The 18,271-nt window shown below is 49.6% G+C and carries 25 protein-coding genes, 2 tRNA genes and 1 pseudogene; all 28 read left to right on the top strand.

The features are described from left to right. Positions 1 to 210 precede the first annotated feature (210 nt). Positions 211 to 1,017: a YdaU family protein gene (locus tag D9738_RS19120; protein WP_130260902.1), complete on the top strand. Its 807-nt coding sequence runs from the start codon at positions 211 to 213 to the stop codon at positions 1,015 to 1,017. 6 nt (positions 1,018 to 1,023) lie between these two features. Then, complete coding sequence (locus D9738_RS19115) at positions 1,024 to 1,770, top strand: ATP-binding protein (RefSeq protein ID WP_130260901.1); 747 nt, start codon at positions 1,024 to 1,026, stop codon at positions 1,768 to 1,770. A 22-nt stretch (positions 1,771 to 1,792) separates the two neighbouring features. Further along, on the top strand, positions 1,793 to 2,569 hold the full coding sequence (locus D9738_RS19110; protein ID WP_130260900.1) for a DUF1627 domain-containing protein: 777 nt from the start codon (positions 1,793 to 1,795) through the stop codon (positions 2,567 to 2,569). Continuing rightward, positions 2,535 to 2,843, top strand: a complete 309-nt coding sequence (locus tag D9738_RS19105; protein ID WP_240780600.1) for a hypothetical protein — start codon at positions 2,535 to 2,537, stop codon at positions 2,841 to 2,843. The genes D9738_RS19110 and D9738_RS19105 overlap by 35 nt, the downstream gene beginning before the upstream one ends. After that, the gene (locus tag D9738_RS19100) at positions 2,830 to 3,141 is read left to right on the top strand and encodes a hypothetical protein (protein ID WP_130260899.1); all 312 of its coding nucleotides are present in this window, start codon (positions 2,830 to 2,832) and stop codon (positions 3,139 to 3,141) included. Before D9738_RS19105 ends, D9738_RS19100 begins: the two co-directional genes overlap by 14 nt. 127 nt (positions 3,142 to 3,268) lie before the next feature. Further along, positions 3,269 to 3,487, top strand: a complete 219-nt coding sequence (locus tag D9738_RS19095) for a DUF4014 family protein (protein ID WP_130260898.1) — start codon at positions 3,269 to 3,271, stop codon at positions 3,485 to 3,487. 1 nt (position 3,488) lies between these two features. Further along, the gene (locus tag D9738_RS25245) at positions 3,489 to 4,016 is read left to right on the top strand and encodes a DUF551 domain-containing protein (RefSeq protein WP_165383346.1); all 528 of its coding nucleotides are present in this window, start codon (positions 3,489 to 3,491) and stop codon (positions 4,014 to 4,016) included. A 519-nt stretch (positions 4,017 to 4,535) separates the two neighbouring features. Continuing rightward, positions 4,536 to 4,691, top strand: coding sequence for a type I toxin-antitoxin system toxin HokD (gene hokD / locus D9738_RS19085; protein ID WP_000813255.1), 156 nt, complete (start codon positions 4,536 to 4,538; stop codon positions 4,689 to 4,691). 273 nt (positions 4,692 to 4,964) lie between these two features. Next, a pseudogene (locus D9738_RS25240) lies at positions 4,965 to 5,042 on the top strand (hypothetical protein); the annotation flags it as partial. 155 nt (positions 5,043 to 5,197) lie between these two features. Then, positions 5,198 to 5,797: a DUF1367 family protein gene (locus D9738_RS19080; RefSeq protein WP_053893348.1), complete on the top strand. Its 600-nt coding sequence runs from the start codon at positions 5,198 to 5,200 to the stop codon at positions 5,795 to 5,797. Next, positions 5,797 to 6,087, top strand: a complete 291-nt coding sequence (locus D9738_RS19075; protein ID WP_000228029.1) for a DUF1364 domain-containing protein — start codon at positions 5,797 to 5,799, stop codon at positions 6,085 to 6,087. Before D9738_RS19080 ends, D9738_RS19075 begins: the two co-directional genes overlap by 1 nt. Continuing rightward, entirely contained in the window at positions 6,084 to 6,620 is a 537-nt protein-coding gene (locus tag D9738_RS19070) for a DUF1133 family protein (protein ID WP_021555308.1), read from the top strand. The genes D9738_RS19075 and D9738_RS19070 overlap by 4 nt, the downstream gene beginning before the upstream one ends. A gap of 364 nt (positions 6,621 to 6,984) precedes the next feature. After that, positions 6,985 to 7,060: transfer RNA gene (locus D9738_RS19065), tRNA-Thr, on the top strand. 3 nt (positions 7,061 to 7,063) lie between these two features. Then, a tRNA-Gly gene (locus tag D9738_RS19060) sits at positions 7,064 to 7,138 on the top strand. A gap of 757 nt (positions 7,139 to 7,895) precedes the next feature. After that, entirely contained in the window at positions 7,896 to 8,288 is a 393-nt protein-coding gene (locus D9738_RS19055; protein WP_001372519.1) for a putative holin, read from the top strand. After that, on the top strand, positions 8,278 to 8,553 hold the full coding sequence (locus tag D9738_RS19050; protein ID WP_130260897.1) for a phage holin family protein: 276 nt from the start codon (positions 8,278 to 8,280) through the stop codon (positions 8,551 to 8,553). Before D9738_RS19055 ends, D9738_RS19050 begins: the two co-directional genes overlap by 11 nt. A 2-nt stretch (positions 8,554 to 8,555) precedes the next feature. Next, positions 8,556 to 8,933, top strand: coding sequence for a M15 family metallopeptidase (locus D9738_RS19045; protein ID WP_130260896.1), 378 nt, complete (start codon positions 8,556 to 8,558; stop codon positions 8,931 to 8,933). A gap of 166 nt (positions 8,934 to 9,099) precedes the next feature. Then, positions 9,100 to 9,213, top strand: coding sequence for a hypothetical protein (locus tag D9738_RS19040; RefSeq protein ID WP_001305859.1), 114 nt, complete (start codon positions 9,100 to 9,102; stop codon positions 9,211 to 9,213). 28 nt (positions 9,214 to 9,241) lie between these two features. Then, complete coding sequence (locus tag D9738_RS24810) at positions 9,242 to 9,397, top strand: hypothetical protein (protein WP_163450580.1); 156 nt, start codon at positions 9,242 to 9,244, stop codon at positions 9,395 to 9,397. 403 nt (positions 9,398 to 9,800) lie between these two features. After that, the gene (locus D9738_RS25460; protein ID WP_130260895.1) at positions 9,801 to 10,592 is read left to right on the top strand and encodes a ParB/Srx family N-terminal domain-containing protein; all 792 of its coding nucleotides are present in this window, start codon (positions 9,801 to 9,803) and stop codon (positions 10,590 to 10,592) included. Then, a complete protein-coding gene (locus D9738_RS19030; protein ID WP_130260894.1) occupies positions 10,585 to 11,517 on the top strand; it encodes a hypothetical protein in 933 nt (310 codons plus the stop codon). Before D9738_RS25460 ends, D9738_RS19030 begins: the two co-directional genes overlap by 8 nt. Beyond that, complete coding sequence (locus tag D9738_RS19025; RefSeq protein WP_130260931.1) at positions 11,495 to 11,704, top strand: hypothetical protein; 210 nt, start codon at positions 11,495 to 11,497, stop codon at positions 11,702 to 11,704. Before D9738_RS19030 ends, D9738_RS19025 begins: the two co-directional genes overlap by 23 nt. A 3-nt stretch (positions 11,705 to 11,707) precedes the next feature. After that, the gene (locus D9738_RS19020; RefSeq protein ID WP_130260893.1) at positions 11,708 to 12,799 is read left to right on the top strand and encodes a terminase small subunit; all 1,092 of its coding nucleotides are present in this window, start codon (positions 11,708 to 11,710) and stop codon (positions 12,797 to 12,799) included. Further along, a complete protein-coding gene (locus tag D9738_RS19015; protein WP_130260892.1) occupies positions 12,789 to 14,117 on the top strand; it encodes a terminase in 1,329 nt (442 codons plus the stop codon). The genes D9738_RS19020 and D9738_RS19015 overlap by 11 nt, the downstream gene beginning before the upstream one ends. An 18-nt stretch (positions 14,118 to 14,135) precedes the next feature. Next, entirely contained in the window at positions 14,136 to 15,572 is a 1,437-nt protein-coding gene (locus D9738_RS19010) for a phage portal protein (protein ID WP_130260891.1), read from the top strand. Then, positions 15,517 to 16,350 carry a hypothetical protein gene (locus tag D9738_RS19005; protein ID WP_171021416.1) on the top strand — a complete coding sequence of 278 codons (834 nt, stop codon included), beginning with the start codon at positions 15,517 to 15,519 and terminating at the stop codon, positions 16,348 to 16,350. The genes D9738_RS19010 and D9738_RS19005 overlap by 56 nt, the downstream gene beginning before the upstream one ends. Next, positions 16,331 to 17,653: a DUF2213 domain-containing protein gene (locus tag D9738_RS19000; protein ID WP_130260890.1), complete on the top strand. Its 1,323-nt coding sequence runs from the start codon at positions 16,331 to 16,333 to the stop codon at positions 17,651 to 17,653. The genes D9738_RS19005 and D9738_RS19000 overlap by 20 nt, the downstream gene beginning before the upstream one ends. Then, positions 17,646 to 18,263 (top strand): hypothetical protein, encoded by a 618-nt coding sequence (locus tag D9738_RS18995; RefSeq protein ID WP_130260889.1) that lies wholly within the window; start codon positions 17,646 to 17,648, stop codon positions 18,261 to 18,263. The genes D9738_RS19000 and D9738_RS18995 overlap by 8 nt, the downstream gene beginning before the upstream one ends. Positions 18,264 to 18,271: the final 8 nt, after the last annotated feature.

Here is an 18,271-nt window from a genome sequence, read left to right as displayed (position 1 = left end):
ATCAGATGGAAGCGGGTGAGAACTATAGCTCTGCATGTTACCAGGTTAATCATGTCGAGGTCGTGCTGGTTAATTTTGTACACAGTGCGCATGTGATTTTTAATTTTTTGGCAAACAGCCATTAAAGACATGTCGAACCTCCTTGGGTTCTGTTGATTGGGGAATCACAGATTATATCCGGAGGAAGGTTCGGCACCAGATGAGGCAATTATGGCCGCATTACCATATATGCAACTGTACATAGCTGATTACCTGGCTGACACCATGCATTTGTCAGCAGAGGAGCACGGTGCGTATTTGTTGCTGATGTTCAATTACTGGCAAACAGGAAAGCCAATACCCAAAAACAGGCTGGCAAAAATTGCCCGTCTGACTAACGAGCGATGGGCTGATGTTGAACCATCCTTGCGGGAGTTTTTTTGCGATAACGGCGAGGAATGGGTGCATCTTCGGATTGAGGAAGATCTGGCATCAGTCAGGGAAAAATTAACCAAAAAATCAGCCGCAGGAAAAGCATCTGTTCAGGCCAGAAGAAGCAGAAAGGAAGCAGATGTTCAAACAAAACAAGAGAGAAATTTAACAGGTGTTCAAACAGATGTTGAAGTGGTGTTTGAACATGATGTCAACACAAAGGCAACTAATAAAGATACAGATAAAGATCTAAAAACAGATCCCCCCCTAAATCCCCCCCGGGGAAATCGAGGTGTCAAAAAGTTTGACCCTCTGGATATTGCTTTGCCGAACTGGATTTCTGTCTCGCTTTGGCGTGAGTGGGTTGAATTTCGCCAGGCATTGCGTAAACCGATTCGAACGGAGCAGGGCGCTAACGGGGCGATACGGGAGCTGGAAAAATTCCGCCAGCAGGGTTTTTCACCTGAGCAGGTGATTCGACACAGCATCGCCAATGAATACCAGGGCTTGTTCGCGCCGAAAGGTGTTCGACCTGAGACGTTACTCCGACAGGTTAACACCGTCTCGTTACCGGATAGTGCGATCCCGCCAGGCTTCAGGGGGTAACTGATCATGAAAAATATTGCGACAGGCGGCGTTCTTGAACGTATCCGCAGGCTGGCCCCGCCACATGTAACCGCGCCATTCAGAACGGTAGCGGAGTGGCGCGAGTGGCAACTTGCTGAAGGCCAGAAACGTAGCGAGGAGATCAACCGCCTGAATCGCCAATTGCGGGTGGAAAAAATTCTGAATCGCTCAGGCATCCAGCCGTTGCACCGTAAATGCTCGTTTGCGAATTACCAGGTGCAGAACGACGGTCAGCGATACGCGTTGAGCCAGGCGAAATCTATCGCTGATGAACTGATGACCGGGTGTACAAATTTTGCGTTCAGCGGAAAACCTGGTACCGGAAAAAACCATCTGGCGGCGGCTATCGGGAATCGCCTGCTGAAAGATGGCAAGACAGTGATTGTGGTTACCGTGGCTGATGTCATGAGTGCTCTACACGCCAGCTATGACGACGGGCAATCAGGCGAAAAATTTTTGCGGGAACTGTGCGAAGTGGATCTGCTGGTTCTTGATGAAATTGGCATTCAGCGCGAGACGAAAAACGAGCAGGTGGTACTGCATCAGATTGTTGATCGCCGGACAGCGTCGATGCGCAGCGTGGGGATGCTGACAAACCTGAACTATGAGGCCATGAAAACATTGCTCGGCGAGCGGATTATGGATCGCATGACCATGAACGGCGGGCGCTGGGTGAATTTTAACTGGGAGAGCTGGCGCCCGAATGTTGGTCAGCCAGGTATTGAGAAGTAATTTTTACCGGGAGGAAATTTTAATGGAGACCGTTTTTGACGCACTGAAAGCGATGGGAAAAGCCACGTCGGTAGAACTGGCTACGCGACTTGATATCAGTCGAGAAGAAGTGCTGAACGAGCTGTGGGAACTGAAAAAGGCTGGCTTCGTTGATAAAAGCGTATACACCTGGCGCGTGGCTGATAACAACGTTCAGCAGGAACAGCTAGCGCCGGCAGAGCTGCCGGAAGAAACCACCATGGCAACAGTAGCGAAAATTTCGGAGAGCGATTTAAAAGCGACGATTGAGCAACGTGGACCACAAACGGCGGATGAACTGGCTACGCTGTTCGGTACCACATCCCGCAAAGTGGCTTCAACGCTGGCAATGGCAATCAGCAAAGGTCGTCTGATTCGCGTAAACCAGAACGGTAAATTTCGTTACTGCATACCGGGCGATAATTTGCTGGTGCAGCCAGAAAACACTTCCGAGGTCGAAACCAGCGGTAAATCCCAGCTTCAGCCTGCAGAGGCCATTTTACCAGCCCTGGAAGCGGCGACGCAGGAAGATATTAAAACAGAAACTGTGGCGGACATTGTGCAATCGTTGCCATCGTTTACTGAAACGCGCGCGGATGACCTGATTTTACCATCGCTGCATATGGCAAACCGCGAACTGCGTCGGGCGAAAAGTCATGTCCAGAAGTGGGAGCGTGTCTGCGCCGCGCTGCGAGAGCTGAACAAGCACCGGGATATTTTCGCCCAGCTTTGCCAGGAGGTAACCAGTGAGCAATACAAAAAATCATGGCATGAAATTTAAAGGAACACCAGGTCCATGGCATGTAAGTTTCCACGGTTCAGCTAATTGCTGGGTAGTGGATGGCGAACGCGATAAGGCAATTGCTAAGGTGACAAAATACAACAATGACTGGCAGATGCAGAAAGCTAATTTTCAGCTTTTAGCAGCAGCACCAGAATTACTTGAAGCCCTGCAAGCGGTGGTTCGTGTTGCTGACAGAAAAACTGATGAATTCGCAATGGCTCATTCTGCAATTAACAAAGCATTAGGAGTGATAACTGATGAACGCAATTGAAGAAATTCCAGTAATACGTGATGAATATGGCTGCTGGACGCATCCTGAATATGAAAAATTCTGTGATGGTAGGGAATATATTTCAACGGAAGAGTTTAACGCCTGGATGGAGGAAAATAATCTTCAATACGTCCTCTGCTTCAGAGACGAAGGATGTGCTGACCTTGATGCGTGTGATGCTGATATTTCTGCATGGGAACCGGAACGACCAGAGGGCGATGGTTGGTTTATTGGTTCAATACATGACACCGAAGACGGCCCTGTTTGTGTATGGCTGAGAAATAAGGCTGAAACATAAAGGCGATAAACCACCTGACAACAAAACACTGAAAATTTAAATCAGAAGTGATTTTTATTAAATCCTTAACCGGAGGGATTCCTGCACCCTCAAATCATCAGGAGGCCGCCCGAAAGGGCGGTAAGAAATGACTACATTATTCAGAAAAGAGTATCCGCGAAAAAGTAGAGTGACAGAATTTTTGTTTCTCATTCTGTTTATCGTGTTGATGATACCGATATCCCCGCTAATTTTTGTCTGGATAATCGGGAAAATAATTGAGCCAGTTATTGAATTGTATAACGACGTGGTATGGGCGTCGTTCAACGCACTACACAATAAAATTAATCCGTATAAGGAAAACTGAAATGACTGAATTAACCAAAGAACAATTAATCGAAGAAGCTAAATTAAAAATAGCGATTGCGAAATGCCACCCAAATTCAGGGATGGCACAGGTAGAGGGTGAGTTATTCAAAATTGCACTGGCATCGCTGGAAGCAGAACCAGTGGCGTGGAAGGCAACCTTCACGCAAATTGACAATGAATATAATACGTTCACCACTATGTATTCTGACAAAGCAGAAGCCGAACGGTGGGGGCGACTGCATGAAATATGTGACTTTCGGGCAGATATAACACCGCTTTATACAGCCCAACCAGCGCCGGTAGCTCCAGATGGCTGGATAAGCTGTAGTGATGCAGTTCCTGCGGAATACTGCGATGTGATTCTTTGCGATGATCTCGGGAATGTATTCCCCGGTTCCTGGGATAAGGTTTTTTGCCCCACTCGTGGCGGGAATAAGATGGCTTTTGTGGACAAAGACGGCGTCGAAGTAGAGAGCTCAACTCACTGGATGCCGCTACCGGAACCACCGCAGGAGGTGAATCAATGACCTGGCCTGAGGCATTCACCACGGTAGGAATCGCAATGGCGGTGGCGCTGGTGGTGTATTCGATTCGCCGCTGGGGGTAAGGTATTAAAAAACGCCCCGTACACAGACGTTGAGCGCCTGAGATGTGGGGATAGGGAGTTAGTTAAATAGTTATACAACAATACCTGATTTTATATTGAAGCAAGAAATAGGTTGCTACATATTGAATCATGCGCGTGTACGTCAAATCTGGGAGGTTATCGTGCTGGTTCTGAAATGTGCGCTGGCTGTTGCGGCAGTAATGGCAATTTATTGTCTTGTTATCGTTCTTATGAATCACCTTTCTGATTGATTTCATATTGGCGAGGTTATGGGAGTTAAGTAGAATTGCTGCGGGTGCTTGAGGCTATCTGCCTCGGGCATGCTACCAAAGGCAGATAGAGAAAAGCCCCACCCGACTATAAATCGAAGTGAGGCCCCTATATGCTCGTCACATATAGATTGCCTCTTACGGACCGAAAGGTCAAGGAGAAGCAGGCTATGAAGCAGCAAAAGGCGATGTTAATCGCCCTGATCGTCATCTGTTTAACCGTCATAGTGACGGCACTGGTAACGAGGAAAGACCTCTGCGAGGTACGAATCCGAACCGGTCAGACGGAGGTCGCTGTCTTCACAGCTTACGAATCTGAGGAGTAAGAGACCCGGCGGGGGAGAAATCCCTCGCCACCTCTGATGTGTCAGGCATCCTCAACGCACCCGCACTTAACCCGCTTCGGCGGGTTTTTTGTTGTTTATTTTTAGTGGGTTTGATCTTTTTGATTGCGTCAGCACGGTTGCTTGTAAAGGCATCGCGGGTGTATTGAACAGATAATGGGTCAACATAGAATCAAAAATTCTTAAGTAGCGCGCAGGGAGAAGAGGGATGGCCCCCGAACAGGGGAGTGCTATTTATCTGGAAGGATTCTGTTGATGAAAATCGAAGAATTACGTGAAATTTTTAGTGAAAATGGCCTCTATGCTGTGCGCGTTGAGAATGGAGACGTTATCTACACTACGTTAATTCCTGATGATCATGTGATTTTATCTATCGAAGCATTCATTGAATACCTGGAAAGGCTCGGTTTCAAGGTGGTTCGGGAATGAGTTATAATTCGTAAGCCAGCCTGAACAACTGGCAACCTACAGCGCCATTGGAGATAGCAATGGCGCATATACAACTGGTCAAACAAACCTCTTCCGGATTACTTCTCCCGGCGACGCCGGAGAGTTGCGATTTTCTGCATCAAATCAAAATAGGTGAGTGGATACACGCAGACTTTAAGCGTGTTCGTAACTACGCATTCCACAAGCGTTTTTTCAAACTCCTGCAGCTCGGATTCGATTACTGGACTCCGGTCGGTGGGGCGATCACGCCTCGCGAACGAAAACTGGTGTCCGGTTTCGTTGATTACCTGTGTGAATCGGTAGGCCGGGAACATACGCCAGCCCTGAGTGATGCCGCAGAGCAATATCTGAATACAGTTGCGACACGCAGAACCCGGGATACGGCATTGCTAAAGTCGTTTGAGGCTTTCCGCGAGTGGGTAACCATTCAGGCCGGATTTTACACCGAGCATATTTATCCGGACGGTAGCCGCGGGCGCAGGGCGAAATCCATCGCGTTTGCGAATATGGACGAAACCGAGTTTCAGCAGGTTTATAAATCTGTACTGAATGTGCTGTGGAACTGGATCCTGTTCCGTAAATTTTCCTCTCCGGAACAGGTCGAAAATGTGGCCGCGCAGCTGCTGGAGTTTGCGTAATGGTGGACTTACGTAAAGCGGCGCGGGGGCAGATGTGCACTGTCAGAATTCCTGGCTACTGCAATCACGATCCGGAAACGTCTGTGCTGGCGCATTACCGACTGGCGGGAACGTGCGGAACAGCGATAAAGCCACACGATATGCAGGCAGCGATTGCCTGTAGCTCGTGCCACGATTTAATCGACGGGCGGGTAAAAACCAGCGATTACACCAAAGAAGAATTACGCCTGATGCATGCAGAAGGTGTTTTTCGCACACAAGAAATCTGGAGAAAGGAGGGATATTTATGATTTACCCAACGAATACAGGAAAAAGCGGAGAACACCTTCGTCTCACCACGCTGGAAAGTGTCTGGATTCAGGGAAAACTACGTATGTGGGGGCGCTGGTCGTATATTGGCGGCGGCAGGTCAGGGAATATGTTTAACCAGTTGCTGGCATCCCAAAAAATGACAAAAACAGCCATCAATGAAGCCCTGCGCAGATTGAAAAAAGCGGGAATTGATAAACCAGAGTTGGAAGCATTTTTGCGTGAGATGATCGAAGGAAAGCAAAAAAGCTGGTTAACTCACTGCACTGATGCAGAGGCACTAAAAATTGATAGTGTTATAGGTGAAGTTCTGGCGGATCATCCAGGACTACTAAATGTCCTGAGTCAGCGTTATGTAGGGCGAGGGATGAGTAAGAGAAGGATGGCAGAGTTATTAAACGAACAGTACCCAGAGTGGGCGTTGATTACATGCCGACGTCGTGTTGATCAGTGGTTGCGTGTTGCTGAGTTCATTTTGTATTCACCTATGAGAGAAGCGTTCGATTATGCTTAAAAAATCATTGCAAAATGAGCCACAAACTGCTTCAATTTCGGTACGCTTCGCAAAGCTGTATCGCGAGGCGAATCAAGCGCAATTGAACTTTAATAGAACCCGCCATCGAGCGGGTTTTGTTGTTTCTGCGGTGTTATATAAGAAACGACATTTAATAATCTCCTTCAAAATAAATTTGTTTATATATTGTCATGTATATTTTAAGTGAAAGTGAATTATTCACATAAAATAAAAACATATAAATAAATTTACATAACTTGACGCAAAGTGTTGTTGCGATTGGAATATTAAATCGTATCATCGAAAACGGTTCTGAGGGGGAACTCTTCTTTGCTCGGTGATATCGCTCCCCTGAAGAACCAATGCCGACTTAGCTCAGTAGGTAGAGCAACTGACTTGTAATCAGTAGGTCACCAGTTCGATTCCGGTAGTCGGCACCATATGCGGGTATCGTATAATGGCTATTACCTCAGCCTTCCAAGCTGATGATGCGGGTTCGATTCCCGCTACCCGCTCCAGCATTTGAAACAAGCCTTATTGTATTGCGGCACTGGCGTATTTTTTTATTACGTGAGAGCAGGTTGTTTTGAAAAAGCATTCTGTTCTCTGGCTATGATTTGAGGCCGGGTGTAGCCTCAGTGCTGATTTTTTTACGGCAGCAGAATGGTGCATTATCGGTGGAGATTTTGTATTTCCTGGCAGGGTCGGTGATGCATCATTCTGGTGTTGTAAATCGCACCACAGAGGCGCTCCTCAGTGCGAGGGGGGTTTAAAGAGTCGGTTTAGCGGGAAACCACAGTATCCATACAACACGGAATACTTCGGGAGGCACCCGACGCCTCGGTTTAATAACAATTAAAAAATTCATCCCTTGCATTGACCAACCGCCATATCTGGCGGTTTTTTTTATTCCTTTCTCAAGACAAAAAAGACACGAGCATCCAGGAATACTCGTGGGACAACGTCCTTTGGATAGCAATTTGCGAGAGGGTGAAAAGTAGCGCGGTCGTCGGATTAAGACCGCGGGACAAAGTCCATGAAGAATAATAAGTATTGGCCCCCTTCCGGGGACATGTTCATACTACTAAGCTTCAGAAGTGGTTTAAATCCTCAAATTAACCTTAATTTCCGATAAGTCTTATTTCATTTCTTTGCGCCACATCTGGTGCGCATCAAATAACGCCACGCAAAGGGCATCTGCGGATGCCGGTGTTTTTGACGGGGTGTTTTTTACGGGCCGCTGGTGGCCCTTTTTTATTTACAGGAGAAAAAAGTATGTCTGAACCCTTGTCCGGTTCCGGCACGGCTGCGGCGCTCGGTGGGGCGACGGTATTCGGGCTGTTTACCGGAACGGATTTCGGGATTGTGTTTGGTGCGTTTGCCGGGGCGTTATTTGTGGCAACGATGCCGCAGGCGCTTTCAGCCTGGCGTGTGGCAGCGCATTTTCTGGTGTCGTTCATTATTGGCGTGCTGGGCGCAGAGGTTCTGGCATCCTGGCTGGTAAAGCATACAGAGTTTGACGGTGCACCTGTCGACGCATTGTGTGCAGTACTGGTGTCAGTGGTGTCGGTGAAGATTCTCTCGTTCATCCACCAGCAGGATATTGCATCGCTGGTGTCCGGCCTGTTCTCCCGCCTGCGGGGTGGAGGAGGCGGCAATGTTAAGTAGCCTTCCCGGATTGCTGAATGTGGCGTTATGCACGGTTATCGTGCTGACGCTCTTTTTTTATCGTCGCCGTGATTCCAGACATAAACCGCTGATGTCATGGCTGGCCTGGCTGCTGATGCTGCTGTATGCCTTTGCGCCCCTCAGCTATCTGTGTGGTCGCCCGTTAGCAACGGGCTGGCCTGAAGTGTTTTTTAATCTGCTGTTCTGCGTGCTGGTGATACGCGCACGCGGGAACGTCACAAAAATCTTTCCATTGTTGAGGTGAATATGTCGGGTAAATTCAGATTCAGCCGTCGCAGTGAAAAAAATCTGGATGGAGTCAAACCACAGCTGGTTGCTGTAGTTCGCCGTGCGCTGGAGCTGACGGAGGTTGATTTCGGTATTACGGAAGGCCTGCGCAGTAAGTATCGCCAGAAACAGCTGGTCGCGGAAGGGAAAAGCCAGACCATGAACAGCCGCCACCTGACCGGTGATGCGGTGGATGTTGTTGCCTACATTGGCAGCCAGGTGTCATGGGACTGGCCTCTGTACGAGAAAATCGCGCAGGCATTTAAGCAGGCTGCCGCAGAGCTGGGAACTGCCATCGAATGGGGCGGGGACTGGAAAACACTGAAAGACGGGCCTCACTTTCAGTTGAAACGATAAGCAAAACAAAACCCCGGCTGCTGGAACAGTCCGGGGTTTTTAGTTTTCACGCCATGAAAAGGAACAATAAGTTGCAAAACAGCATGAGGTGAGGAAATTGTGAACAGTGAGTACGGAGAAAATCCTCATGGGAAAGTATAAAAGATTCTTTTTGAGGTTGTCCATTATGAAAGGTATTGAAGTGGAAACTCCCGCGAGCCTTGATTTGACAAGGGCTGCGGCCTTTGCAATTCGCCTTGTGGCGGTCGCTGTTCTGATTTGGGCTGTGCGTTGGTGGTGACATGACGCGAAAACACTGGACACACAGAATGCCGCGAACGGCGGTGAAATGGGCACTGGTAGCGATACTGGTGCCTTTTTTCCTGGTGGGGTGCGTCAGCCTGGATAAGGCGCGCCAGCTTTTCGATACAGCTTCTCAGGTCTGTGAAATTGTCGACGGTGTTCGGCAGTGTATGCAGAACTGATCGCCTGTAAGAGCAGAATATTTTGCTGAAAATGAAGGGTGCGCCAGCGTCCTGAAAGCATGGAATTCTGCTGCGTGTGCCAATTTTATCTTATTCATTCTAAATCTTGCCGAATCAAGATGAAATTTGATCAACTGCCCGGCGGCAAGGGGCATTAAAACAGGAGAAAATTATGTGGAAACCTACAGGTGACAAGTTAATCACCGCGTTGATTGACGGCAAGCCACAATACTTACGCATTGAAATGAGTGGTCAGCATGCTCGTTTGATTCGTGAGTAACAGGCATTACAGCAGCCCTTCAGTGTGAGGGGCTGCGATAATGTCAAAGCTCGTTATCAGCACCCGCCGCGCACCCAGCGCACTGGCCGATAGCGGGCTTTTTTATTCATAAAGCGAGTCTGTATGAGCGAGAAATTGAAGATCGTCTATCGCCCTTTACAAGAACTGTCTCCGTATGCACACAACGCCAGGACACACAGCCCTGAACAGGTGGCACAACTGGTAGAAAGCATAAAGCAATTCGGCTGGACTAATCCGGTGCTGATTGACGAAAAGGGCGAAATTATTGCGGGTCACGGTCGTGTTATGGCGGCTGAAATGCTCAAAATGGATTCTGTTCCGGTCATTGTTCTGTCTGGCCTGACGGATGAGCAGAAAAAGGCGTACCGCCTGGCAGATAATCGCCTGCCGATGAATGCTGGCTGGGATGAAGATCTGTTACGGATGGAGCTGTCGGACCTAATCAATGCTGATTTTGATGTCTCCCTGACAGGCTTCAGCCCGACAGAAATTGATGAGTTGTTGACGGATGTTTTGCCCGGTACAGGAAATGAGGAGGAGCCGTATACGACGAAAATTGATACGCCTGTTTATAAGCCGTCGGGCGGTAAACCGGATATCAGTGAACTGTACGACGATACGAAAACTCAGGAGCTGGTCAGCCGGATACGTTCGGCGTCCCTTGAGCCTGATATCGAAAAATTCCTCCTGTGCGCGGCAGAACGTCACACGGTGTTTAATTTTAGCAGAATTGCGGACTATTACGCTCACGCCCCCGCTGAAATTCAGAGCCTTTTTGAGGAGTCGGCGCTGGTGATCATTGATTATCAGCAGGCTATTGAAAATGGATTTGTCCGGATGACGCAGCGCATGGTGGAGATCATGCATGGCGGGGAGGAGGAGGAATATGCGTGATGATTTTTGCGCCTTTATTCTGACTCACGGGCGCCCGGACAAAGTTCTGACTTACCGGACGTTGCGTCGTGCTGGCTATACCGGGAAAGTTTTTATCGTTGTTGATGATGAAGATAAGACACGGCATCAGTACATAGCTGAATTTGGTGAACAGGTGCTGGTGTTTTCCAAAGCCGATATAGCCAGTCGTTTTGACGAAGCCGATAATTTCGGTGATCGCCGCTCAATTTTTTACGCCCGTAATGCCTGTTTCGACCTGGTAAAACTGGTCGGGTGTAAATACTTCATTCAGCTCGATGATGATTATCACGAGTTCCAGTTTCGGGTGGATCGCAACTATGACCAGGCCTATTTCCCGATAAGGAAACTGGATGCGATCCTTTCTGAGATGCTGGCGTATTACGAATCAATACCTGCGCTTTCCATCGCTATGTCGCAGGGCGGGGATTTTCTTGGTGACAATGGCGGCCATGCTTCGTGGGTGAAACGCAAGGCAATGAACAGTTTTATCTGTTCCGTTGATCGACCGTTCTCATTCATGGGGCGCATTAACGAGGATGTGAATACGTACACGAATCTCGGTCGCTGTGGTGAATTGTTTATGACGATCGGTGCTGTCCAGTTAGGGCAGAAACAGACGCAGAAAAACAGCGGCGGAATGACCGAGCTGTATCTGGATTCCGGAACCTATGTTAAAAGTTTTTACTCCGTCATGCATGCGCCGTCGTGCGTAAAAATCTCACTGATGGGCGCCAGCCATAAACGCATTCACCATCAGGTCACCTGGAACAACGCTGCAGTAAAAATCCTTCACGAAAAATACAGGAAGAAGACACCCTGCATATCAATGGGGGTGACAAATGATTCCGTATTCGAAAGTCGAGTCTCTGGCAGCGTGCCGGATGACTGCACAACAAATCGCTGACGTTCTGGATGTTGATCTGAACCGACTGAAAGAAAATCGGGAAGCAATGACAAATTTTTACACGTCCATCCGTAAGGGCAGAGCGAAAGGTGAAGCCGAGATACGGGCGGCATTGTTTAAGCTTGCCAGAAAAGGGGATGCCTTTGCCCTGCGCGAACTACTCAGGGTGGATAAAAATCAGGACTAACTGATGAGCAGACCGGACTGGGGGGCGTTGCAGCAGGAGTATATTGCTGAATACACCCGCTCCGGTATATCTCCGGTGGCATGGTGTGAAGCAAGGGGATTGAATTACGCAACAGCCCGTCGTTACATCAAAAAACCTCCGAAAAATGCGCAGACAGAAGTGCGCAAAACTGCGCAAAAAAGTGCGCAGAAAAAATTTGCGCAGACTGCGCAAAAGCGGAACGGAAAATCTCAGAAAAAAAAGTCAGTATCCGATGCGTGCCTGAATGAGGGCGACGTGGAGGAAATTTCATTCTGTCCCGATGAATTCGGCATTTCTGACCAGCAGGCAAAATTCGCCATGCTGGTTGCGCAGGGTAAAAACCTCATCGAGGCATACCGCCTAGCGGGTTACGAGGGAACGGGAAACGTAGCAAGTGCCGCAGCCTCACGTCTGTTAAGAAATGTTAAGGTTTATCGGGCTATCTCATGGTTCCGCAATCAGTACCAGAAACGCTATACCGCAGACCTGGATTTACTGGTGAGTCAGTTGATGGCCATTGTCCAGGCCGACCCCAATCAGTTGGCACAATTTCGCCGTGTTAACTGCCGTTATTGCTGGGGCGAGAATCACCTCTACCAGTGGCGTGATATTGCAGAATTCGATAAGGCAGCGGCACAGGCCTCCAGAGATGGCAAATCCGAGCCGGAATATGGAGGCCTTGGCTTTGTTGATAACGCCATACCCAATCCGGATTGTCCGAAGTGCTGCGGTGAGGGAACGGGACAGCTTTATATGGCTGATACCACTCTGCTTGATGGGGATGCGCGACAATTATATGCAGGGGCAAAGCTCGGGAAATTTGGTGTTGAGATCCTGCTGGAGGATAAGGCTGCCGCCCGGCGCGAACTTATCAAGCTGATAATGGCGACGAAAGGAAGTTCTGCTGGTGGTGCAACTGACAGTCGCAATGATCTGGAGCTTGAAGGACTGAGGCTTCGCAACGAAAAGCTGCGCACTGAGATTGAAAACCTCAAAAAAGGCGTGGGTGGTGAGAATAACGAAATAATTATCCACAACTCTCTGCCGATGCCGGGAGTGGATAATGTCGATTGAAATCTACCTCCCAAAACCTCATGAGGGGCAAATAGCTGCATGGACGGCGGCAATAGAGGAACGCTTCCACGCGGTATGCTGTGGTCGTCGCTGGGGTAAAACGGTGATGCTGGTGAACATCGCTACCAGTTTCGCTACGCGGAAATTTGCCGTTCCTACCACCGGGCAACTTATCGCGGGTAGGGTGGGGATTTTTACCGCGCAATACCGCCAGTACCAGGAAATCTGGGATGAAATTAGCGCCGTTCTGCAACCGCTGATCCTCAGTCAGTCAAAAAATGAAAAGCGCATCATTCTCCGTAATGGGGGGCGCATCGACTTTTGGGTAACGGACAATAACAAACTGGCCGGGCGTGGGCGTAAATATCACGCTGTGCTGATTGATGAGGCCGCATTCACTAAATCGCCGGAAATGCTCGAGGAAATCTGGCCCCGAGCGATACGCCCGACGCTTGTCGATTACCGCGGCTGTGCGTGGGTATTTTCCACACCAAACGGTATCGACGAGAGCAATTTTTTCTACGCGATATGCCACGATGAATCCCTGGGATTTGTCATGCACCATGCGCCAACTTCATCGAATCCGTATATTCCGAAAGAAGAACTGGAGGAAACGGAGAAGAAATCCGATCCGCGTGTCTGGCAGCAGGAATATCTTGCCGAGTTCGTGGACTGGTCCAAAGATGCGTTACTCGATGTCGATAAGCTGCTGGTGGACGGTCAGCCGATTGAGATGCCGCCGCACTGCGACATGATTTTCGCAGTGATGGATACGGCGCTGAAAGGCGGGACCGAAAATGATGGTACTGGCGTGGTGTATTTCGCTTATGAGTCAACGTATTCGGACGAGCCAAAACTGACGATTATTGACTGGGATGTGACGCAAATTAAAGCGTCATTGCTTCCTGAATATATCCCCGGCGTTTATGACAACCTCGAGCGCCTCGCGAAATTATGCCGTCCGCGTCTGGGCAGCCAGGGAATTTTTATGGAAGACGCCGCGATGGGGGCAATTCTCAACCAGAAGGCGGAAACCGAAGGCTGGGATATGACGCCGATTAAATCGGCACTAACCAGCAAGGGCAAAGACGAACGGGCGGTGATGGCATCCAGCTACCACTATCAGGGGATGTGCAAAATCGTCCGGGAGGCTTACGACAAGACCGTTTCATTCAAACGCACCACCGCAAACCACCTCATAAAACAAATCGCCGGGTTCCACCTGGCAGACAAAGATGCGCATAAACGTGCTGATGACCTTTTCGATTGTTACACCTATGGGTTGATCATCGCGCACGGTAATTACGCGGCGTTGTAAAAAATCAGGATATTTTTGATGGCAGAGATCGAGATTACTGGCGGCCTCGGTTCGGCACTGATGCGTATTCTTGAGGCTGAAGAAATTCAGCCGGGAACCGATATCGGCTATGAATTGTGTAAGCTGCTGTGGCAGTACCACCCGTTGGGCGGGAAACTTGTCGAAAAACCCATACTGATGGCGATGTGTAAGCCGCGCCAGTACAACGTGGAGACAGACCCTGACGAGCGGGTTGTGCGGCGTTTCCAGGAGGTATGGGAACGTATGAAGGTTAACGAGAAGATTAAAAATCTGTTTTTTCTGTCTCGTTGCTACGGTGCCGCAGCGATCGGCGTGGGCACCGACAGTGTTTCATGTCGTGAGCCGCTTCCGACGTTCGGACTGACAGAAGATGACGTGTATATCAACGCGTGGGACCCGTTGAACGCTTCCGGTTCGATGGTGACTGACCAGAACCCCAACAGCCCGTTTTTCCAGGAAGCCAATAAAAAACTGAAGATTGGCGGAAAAGACTGGCATCCGTCACGCACACTGAAAATCTTCAACGGCACACCGATTTATCTGGAGTTTCAGAGTTCATCGTTCGGATTCACCGGGCGAAGCGTGTTTCAGCGAGTTCTTTATTCCCTGAAATCCTATATCAATACGATGGAGGCGAATGATCTCGTCAGCCAGAAGGCAGGCGTACTGGTGGCTAAAGTTGTGCAGAACGGTTCGAAAATTGACGGGATCATGGCTGCTGCCACGGGGCGTAAAAGGGAAAACGTGAAAGCCGCCAAAAATAAAGGCGTGTTGAGTATTGGAAAAGACGAAGACGTAAGTTCACTGAACCTGCAAAACATCGACGGGGCGCTGAATACATCCCGCGACAACATCATTGCTGATATTGCCGCCGGGAGTGACGTTCCGGCCATTATTATCAAGGAAGAAGCGTTCAGTAACGGATTCGGTGAAGGTAAGGAGGACTCGAAAGCTATCAGCCAGTATATCGATGGTGTACGCCAGCAGATTGAACCTGTGATGGATTATTTCGAACGCCTGGTGCAGTACATCGCCTGGAACGAGGAATTTTATCAGTCGCTGAAAAATGATTACCCGGACATCATAACCGACGACTATAAAACCACGTTTTACCAGTGGCGACGTGAATTTACCGCGACGTGGCAGGAACTGGTTGAGGAGTCGCCGGACAAACGCCGGGAAAGCGACAGTAAAGTGATTCAACAGGCGATAGCACTTTTCTCTGCTGTGTCGCCACAGGTTGATCCTGAAAACCGCGCCGCCCTCGCTGAATGGCTGGCAAGCCTTGTTAATGCCACGCAAACCTATGGCGAAGCTCCACTCATCATTGATGTGGACGCGCTGGCGAATTATGAACCACCGAAGCAGGAGACGCCTGATGGCAATTTCCAGCCGGGCGGTGAGGAAGAAGAAACGGCTCAGGACGCTGTATGAGGTTCTGACGGATGCCGTTAACTACTACGTAAATCACGGGTGGGATAGCGAAAAATCATTGCTCGAATGGTGCCGGAAACTCCGTGTAGCCGCTCAGCGAGAAACCCCTGATGATACCGTAGCCAGAAAACACCTCACCGCTATCTACAGCCGTCTTGTCATCGACGGCGGGGCATTACGGGATCAGCCTCCTGACGGCCCTAAAAAAATCACTGTTGAAAAACTGAAACCTGAGTTTCGCAAGGAACTCGACAGGCGAATTTTCGCCAGTGCCAACCTGATAAAACTCAACCGAGAACAGGCCATCGAGAAAACCATACAGCGTTTTCAGGGGTGGGTTACGTCCATTCCGCCTGACGGGGTGAGCGAAATTGATCGCCGGGAAGTGAAGTCCGGTTTTCAGAAGTCCGTGAAGGATATGGATTTTATCAGTCGCCGGGTGGCAATTGACCAGGGGCATAAGCTGGCAAGCAACGTTAAGTATCTGCTGGCTGTTCAGAGTGGTGCGATTGCTCTGCGCTGGCATTCGAACTGGCGGCGTCCGGGCTACAAATACCGGCAGGACCACAAAGAGCGCGACGAGAAAATTTATCTCCTCCGCGATTCGTGGGCGCTGGAGCAGGGACTGATTAAGCCCGTATATGGTTTTTATGACGAAATCACTGCTGCCGGGGAGGAGGTTTATTGCAGTTGCGATGCACTGCCGATCTACGCCCCTCAGAATCTACCCGACGAATTTTTAACGGAGAAGGGCAAACGTGAGTTTAACCGAGCTTGAAGTGGCAGAACGCATCAGGGACGGAACCGTACCGTCTCCGGTGAAATTCTCCAACATGTGGCTGGTGAATTTGCGAATAACCGGAACCGGGCTTGCCTATCGCGCCGGACTGAAAGAGCACGTCTGGCGTGATCCAAAGCTCTATCTGAACGAGGAGTTTTTAAGGCGATGCAATGGCCTTCCGGTTATCGCAAACCATCCTGACGACGCAGTTCTGACGGAGGAGGATTTTAAATCGCGGATCGTCGGTAGCGTCATGCTGCCGTATATCCGGGGTGATGAGGTATGGGCGGTGTGCCGCGTTTACCTCCAGAGCATTGTTGAAGAAATCGCTGAGGGGGATGTTTCGACAAGCCCGTCGGTGGTGTTCAACGGCACATCAGGAAATGTGGAAGTACAGGAAGGTGACACCAATTTTTTAATCGAAGGCGTTCCTTTCCTTGTTGATCACATCGCCCTGGTGACGAAAGACCACGGCTCGCTGGGCGTGTGGGATAAAGACCGGATCCCCGCAGGGGTTGAAGTGACAAACACAGGTGAAATCGAGATGGAAAAAGAAGAACTCCAGGCCCTGTTACAGGGGGTTGTGAGCGATGCCCTGCAAGGCATTAATCAGAAAATCGATGGTGTCGTTACGCGCATGGACTCACTGGAACAGCGGGACAAAGCGCGGGCGGACGCCGAAGCTCAGGCGAAAAAAGAGGCCGAAGAAAAGGCCAAAGCCGATGAAGCAGCAGAGAAACAGCGTAAAGCTGATGAAGCTGCGGCAAAGGAGGCGGAAGAAAAAGCCAAAGCTGACGAGGCGGCAGCTAAAGACGCTGAGGAGAAAGCAAAGGCTGATTCCGAAGCGGAAGAACAGCGTAAGGCTGACGAGGAGGCAGAAAAAGAACGCAATGACTCTGCCCTGGCAGAAGCACAGGCAAAAGCCGACTCCGCATTCAGTGCCTGCGGTAAAAACGCGCCAGCACCGTTTTCTGGTGAAAATGCGCTGGACTACCGCAAGCGTGCGCTAATCGCTATGCAGAAACACTCTCCGGCACATAAGGACGTCAATATTCGCGCGATTGCGGATTCTGCAACGCTGGCTGTGCTTGAGGACGCAATTTTCAGTGCCGCCCGTCAGTCCATCGAAAAAGAAATGATGAGTACGCAGGGGCAACTGCATAAACGTATCCGCAACGATGAAGCCGGACGTCGCATTACTGAATATCAGGGCGATCCGAACGTCTGGCTGAGTGCTTTCAAAATTCCGGGGCGTCGTCTGGCAAAAATTAACACTCAAGGGAGCCTGAACAATGGCTGATATTAACTTTCATCCGTTTAAAAACCGTGGAGCATTTGGTGGCCTTTTTAACGTCGAATCCCGTGGGCTGATGCAGGGGGATGCGCAGGATGATCCGGCAATTCGTCTGCAACTTTGCTCCGGTCGACTGGACAGCAAAATCACTGAACCGGTATGGGGTGGCGTTGGAGTTATGGAGTGCATTGCTCCCGCGAAAGACAGCGTTAACGGCGCGGTAATTAAACAAGCCACGAAGGACGCCTGTAACGCCTTTACTGTCTTTAATCAGGCATTTCATGGCATTACCACGCCGGATAATCCGGTGCCGTTATATCTCGCGGGTGGCTTTATTCACTATTACCGCGTTGGTTCAGGTGCCCGCATTCCTCTCCCTGTCAGTGCAGAAGTTGTTGCGCTGGCTGATGGCAATAACACCGTTGCTGCCAGTGGTTTTGTGTGGGATCTGGCGAAAAACATGGTTGATGTTTATTCGGGATCACCTGGAGCTAATCCGAAAGTGGATATTAAGTTGTTGATGGTTTCAGTTGACGGAAACCTGACGGTGAAAAAAGAGGACGGCGGTAACGTTGTCTGGGAAATCGGTAAGCCGTGCGGCCTGTTTTTAATTTAAGGGGATAT

It is taken from the genome of Escherichia sp. E10V5 (assembly GCF_004212315.1).
Classification (GTDB): domain Bacteria; phylum Pseudomonadota; class Gammaproteobacteria; order Enterobacterales; family Enterobacteriaceae; genus Escherichia.
This window is presented reverse-complemented; position numbering and strand designations above follow the sequence as displayed.

What these genes read in the sequence shown, in the direction of transcription:
- D9738_RS19120 (WP_130260902.1), top strand. Translation starts at nt 211, where the DNA reads ATGGCCGCATTACCATATATGCAACTGTACATAGCTGATTACCTGGCT.
- D9738_RS19115 (WP_130260901.1), top strand. Translation starts at nt 1,024, where the DNA reads ATGAAAAATATTGCGACAGGCGGCGTTCTTGAACGTATCCGCAGGCTG.
- D9738_RS19110 (WP_130260900.1), top strand. Translation starts at nt 1,793, where the DNA reads ATGGAGACCGTTTTTGACGCACTGAAAGCGATGGGAAAAGCCACGTCG.
- D9738_RS19100 (WP_130260899.1), top strand. Translation starts at nt 2,830, where the DNA reads ATGAACGCAATTGAAGAAATTCCAGTAATACGTGATGAATATGGCTGC.
- D9738_RS19095 (WP_130260898.1), top strand. Translation starts at nt 3,269, where the DNA reads ATGACTACATTATTCAGAAAAGAGTATCCGCGAAAAAGTAGAGTGACA.
- D9738_RS25245 (WP_165383346.1), top strand. Translation starts at nt 3,489, where the DNA reads ATGACTGAATTAACCAAAGAACAATTAATCGAAGAAGCTAAATTAAAA.
- hokD (WP_000813255.1), top strand. Translation starts at nt 4,536, where the DNA reads ATGAAGCAGCAAAAGGCGATGTTAATCGCCCTGATCGTCATCTGTTTA.
- D9738_RS19080 (WP_053893348.1), top strand. Translation starts at nt 5,198, where the DNA reads ATGGCGCATATACAACTGGTCAAACAAACCTCTTCCGGATTACTTCTC.
- D9738_RS19075 (WP_000228029.1), top strand. Translation starts at nt 5,797, where the DNA reads ATGGTGGACTTACGTAAAGCGGCGCGGGGGCAGATGTGCACTGTCAGA.
- D9738_RS19070 (WP_021555308.1), top strand. Translation starts at nt 6,084, where the DNA reads ATGATTTACCCAACGAATACAGGAAAAAGCGGAGAACACCTTCGTCTC.
- D9738_RS19055 (WP_001372519.1), top strand. Translation starts at nt 7,896, where the DNA reads ATGTCTGAACCCTTGTCCGGTTCCGGCACGGCTGCGGCGCTCGGTGGG.
- D9738_RS19050 (WP_130260897.1), top strand. Translation starts at nt 8,278, where the DNA reads ATGTTAAGTAGCCTTCCCGGATTGCTGAATGTGGCGTTATGCACGGTT.
- D9738_RS19045 (WP_130260896.1), top strand. Translation starts at nt 8,556, where the DNA reads ATGTCGGGTAAATTCAGATTCAGCCGTCGCAGTGAAAAAAATCTGGAT.
- D9738_RS19040 (WP_001305859.1), top strand. Translation starts at nt 9,100, where the DNA reads ATGAAAGGTATTGAAGTGGAAACTCCCGCGAGCCTTGATTTGACAAGG.
- D9738_RS24810 (WP_163450580.1), top strand. Translation starts at nt 9,242, where the DNA reads ATGCCGCGAACGGCGGTGAAATGGGCACTGGTAGCGATACTGGTGCCT.
- D9738_RS25460 (WP_130260895.1), top strand. Translation starts at nt 9,801, where the DNA reads ATGAGCGAGAAATTGAAGATCGTCTATCGCCCTTTACAAGAACTGTCT.
- D9738_RS19030 (WP_130260894.1), top strand. Translation starts at nt 10,585, where the DNA reads ATGCGTGATGATTTTTGCGCCTTTATTCTGACTCACGGGCGCCCGGAC.
- D9738_RS19025 (WP_130260931.1), top strand. Translation starts at nt 11,495, where the DNA reads ATGACTGCACAACAAATCGCTGACGTTCTGGATGTTGATCTGAACCGA.
- D9738_RS19020 (WP_130260893.1), top strand. Translation starts at nt 11,708, where the DNA reads ATGAGCAGACCGGACTGGGGGGCGTTGCAGCAGGAGTATATTGCTGAA.
- D9738_RS19015 (WP_130260892.1), top strand. Translation starts at nt 12,789, where the DNA reads ATGTCGATTGAAATCTACCTCCCAAAACCTCATGAGGGGCAAATAGCT.
- D9738_RS19010 (WP_130260891.1), top strand. Translation starts at nt 14,136, where the DNA reads ATGGCAGAGATCGAGATTACTGGCGGCCTCGGTTCGGCACTGATGCGT.
- D9738_RS19005 (WP_171021416.1), top strand. Translation starts at nt 15,517, where the DNA reads ATGGCAATTTCCAGCCGGGCGGTGAGGAAGAAGAAACGGCTCAGGACG.
- D9738_RS18995 (WP_130260889.1), top strand. Translation starts at nt 17,646, where the DNA reads ATGGCTGATATTAACTTTCATCCGTTTAAAAACCGTGGAGCATTTGGT.